The following is a 3,300-nucleotide window of genomic DNA, read 5'->3' on the forward strand; positions in this document are numbered from 1 at the left end:
ACCTCGGGGCTGGATCAATGGCAGAACCCGGCCATCGATGAGGCGACGGCGGTGTCGGACTTTGATTTCCGCACGATCCGCAAGAAACCCTTCTCGGTTTATCTCGTCGTTCAGCCGTTGATGGTAAAGCCGCTCGCACCCCTCATCCGGCTGTTTTTCTCCGATCTCCTCTCCGCCATGCAGGAAAAGGATCCCGGACCGGATGAGCCCTGGCCGGTTATGATCATGCTCGACGAGTTCAACCGTTTGGGCAAGATGCCCATTGTGGTCGAGAGCATCGAGACCCTGCGTACCTACCGCGGCCACTTGGCCGTGGTTACCCAGACGATCCCTGCCCTCGATGAAATCTATGGCGAGAACACCCGCCGTGCGCTGCAGGGCAACGCGGGCGTGAAGCTCTACCTGACGCCCTCGGACGAGAAGACCGTCGAGGAGCTGAGTAAGGCGGTCGGCAAGACGACGAAGACCGTGGTCACGCGTTCGCAGTCCATCGGCAAGAACCCCTTTGAAGGGCGCAGCCAATCAACGCGGACCGAAGAAAGCTCCTTGCTGCCTGAAGATGAGGCGCGCCGCCTGCCGCTCGACGAGATAGTCATGGTGATCGATGCCCAGATGCCTGTCCGGGCGAAGCGGATCCAGTACTTCGACGACCGGCTGTTCAAGGCAATCCACGCGGCGCAGACGGGCGAGTTGCCGTTTCCGGAGCTGGGGGGAGGGGGATCGCAAGACGCGCTGCCGCTGAGCATGCACGCCATGCCGATGACACCGCCACCGGACGGCCCCTGTGGTTCTGAAACTGATGTGGAGCGGGCACGCGAGGGCGTTGACGGTCAACCGTCAGGGCAATCTGATGTTGTTCCAAAGAAGACCACGCCTGTCGTTCAAGCCGTTATCGCCGAGGAACAGCGCCAGATGGAGATGGATTTTGGGGGACAGCTTGCGGATGCCGAGACAGTGGGGGTGGATGATGAGGCGCAGATGCGCTCTGCAGTCGATGGCTTAGAAGAAATGGAAGCGATGCTGCAGGAGGAGGGTGGCAAAAAGCCAATTCATCGGTAGGGCGGTGGGCATGGTCTGACGGTCATAGAGGGCGGAAGGACTAAGCCGCTCCGCGGCATTGGCGCTCTTGGCTGATGGCGTACAACGCCCGTAACGGGGTGGATTTTGCGATTTTTCTGACCTGCCTGATGATTGGGGTCTTCTCAATCATCACACAGGAGGTTCCCATGGCAGAGGAGAGAGTAAGCCCGCTACGCCAGCGAATGATCGAAGACATGAACATTCGGGGTTTGGCCGAGAAGACCCAGAAAGCCCATATTCGCAACGTGAAGCATTTTGCGGCGTTTCTTGGACGGCCGCCCGACACGGCCACGCCGGAGGAATTGCGCGCGTATCAGCTCAAAATGACCGAGGACAGCGTGTCGGCCAGCACGTTCAACGTGCGGATCATCTCGCTTCGCTTCTTTTTCGGCACCACCTGCGGACGTGAAGACATGAAGCGGTTCATGCAGTTTCACCGCAAGCCCCGTAAACTACCCATAGTTCTAAGCGTCGAAGAGGTAGCTGATCTGTTGGCCGCCGTTCCCGGCCCGGGGCTCAAGTATCGCGCCGCCCTTGGCATCAGCTACGGGGCGGGGCTGCGCGCCTCCGAGGTGTGCCACCTCAAGGTCAATGATATCGACAGCGCCCCCTCTCGCACATGCAAGCATGCGCTGCCGGGCAGCGGGATGCTGATCCATGTCGATGACGGCAAGGGCGGTCGGGATCGCAAAGCGATGCTGTCGCCCAATCTGCTCGCGTTGTTGCGCGACTACTGGTGTGAATCCCGTCCGGAGGGATGGCTGTTCCCAGGCAAGCCCAAGATCAATCCTCTGTCGCCACGCCAGTTGAACCGGGCGTTCACCTCGGCCAAGCACATGGCGGGCATCAAGAAGGCGGCAACGCTGCACACGCTTCGCCACAGCTTCGCGACCCATCTGCTGGAGGCGAACACGGACGTGCGAGTTATTCAGGTGCTTCTTGGCCACGCCAAGCTAACAACCACTGCGCGTTATGCCCATGTGGCCACCAAGACGATCCGCAGCACCGTCAGCCCCTATGAGCAAATTAAGCTGCTGCAAGACGAGACCCTGCGACGAGGAATGCAATAGCGCCCGGGACCAGTGGCCCAACCAAAGCTGGAGATCGCTGACATCTTTCGACGATACGGTTCTACATGGCGGCAGGCCAATGCGGGGCATGTCAGCCTCTCCCAGCTCAAAGTGATGTCGGCGATTGAAGCCTGCCGAACCGAGGCGCTCGGCGGGCATGTGGCGGGATGCACCAAGTGCGGCCACCATCATATCGCCTATAACTCTTGCAAGAACCGGCACTGCCCCAAGTGTCAGGGACCGGCCGCGCGCGACTGGATGGAAGCGCGTGCCGAGGACCTGCTCCCGGTGGAGTATTTCCACGTGGTCTTTACCCTGCCAGCCGAGATCGCGCAGATCGCCCATTGGAACAAGCGGGCGGTCTACGGCCTGCTGTTCAAGGCATCCGCTAAAACGGTGACGACCATCGCGGCAGACCCCAAACGCATGGGTGCGCGGGTGGGTATGACCAGCGTGTTACACACCTGGGGCTCGGCACTCACCCACCACCCGCACATACATATGATCGTGCCAGGCGGCGGCCTGTCACCCGACGGCACACGGTGGGTCGCCTGCAAACCCGGCTTCTTCCTGCATGTGCGGGTGCTGTCGCGGCTGTTCCGACGCCTGTTTCTGCAAGGGCTGATGGATCTGCATAGCGCGGGCAAACTCACCTTCTTCGGTAATCTCGAAGGGCTGGCTGAAGCCGATACATTCGCCACCTGGCTCGCCCCGTTCCACAAATCCGAATGGGTGGTCTACGCCAAACCGCCCTTCGGTGGTCCTGAGGCCGTGCTGGCCTATCTGAGCCGCTACACCCACCGGGTGGCGATCTCGAACGCCCGTCTGGTCAGCGCCGATGCCGAGACGGTCGCATTCCGCTGGAAAGACTATCGCATTAAATCCGGCAACTGCCGATCCGTCATGCGGCTGGCCACGCCCGAGTTCATCCGCCGCTTCCTGATCCACGTCCTTCCAGATGGATTCCACCGCATCCGGCATTACGGCCTGCTGGCCAGCTCGGCCCGCAAGGCCAACATCAGAACGATCCGCTCCCTGTTATGTATCGAACATCCGGACCAAGCCCCCGCATCAGGATCCAACGCCGAGATCATCCCACTTACGCTGCGCGAACCATGCCCCTGCTGCGGTGGCCCCATGCGCATCATCG

Annotated in this window: 3 protein-coding genes; all 3 read left to right on the forward strand. The window is 61.0% G+C overall.

The window, feature by feature from the left end; all coding sequences use genetic code 11:
• Positions 1–1,059, forward strand: a 1,059-nt coding sequence (locus tag BFV97_RS16995; protein ID WP_157888361.1) for a type IV secretory system conjugative DNA transfer family protein, incomplete at its 5' end; no start/stop codon positions are given.
• A gap of 167 nt (positions 1,060–1,226) precedes the next feature.
• Positions 1,227–2,150: a tyrosine-type recombinase/integrase gene (locus BFV97_RS17000; RefSeq protein ID WP_069301596.1), complete on the forward strand. Its 924-nt coding sequence runs from the start codon at positions 1,227–1,229 to the stop codon at positions 2,148–2,150.
• A 12-nt stretch (positions 2,151–2,162) separates the two neighbouring features.
• Positions 2,163–3,300, forward strand: a 1,138-nt coding sequence (locus tag BFV97_RS17005) for an IS91 family transposase (RefSeq protein WP_069301597.1), incomplete at its 3' end; no start/stop codon positions are given.

This window comes from Neptunicoccus sediminis (assembly GCF_001719615.1).
Classification (GTDB): Bacteria; Pseudomonadota; Alphaproteobacteria; order Rhodobacterales; family Rhodobacteraceae; genus Amylibacter; species Amylibacter sediminis.

Bases quoted from the DNA above. Each gene is read 5' to 3' on its own strand.
- BFV97_RS17000 (WP_069301596.1), top strand. From the start codon at position 1,227: ATGGCAGAGGAGAGAGTAAGCCCGCTACGCCAGCGAATGATCGAAGAC.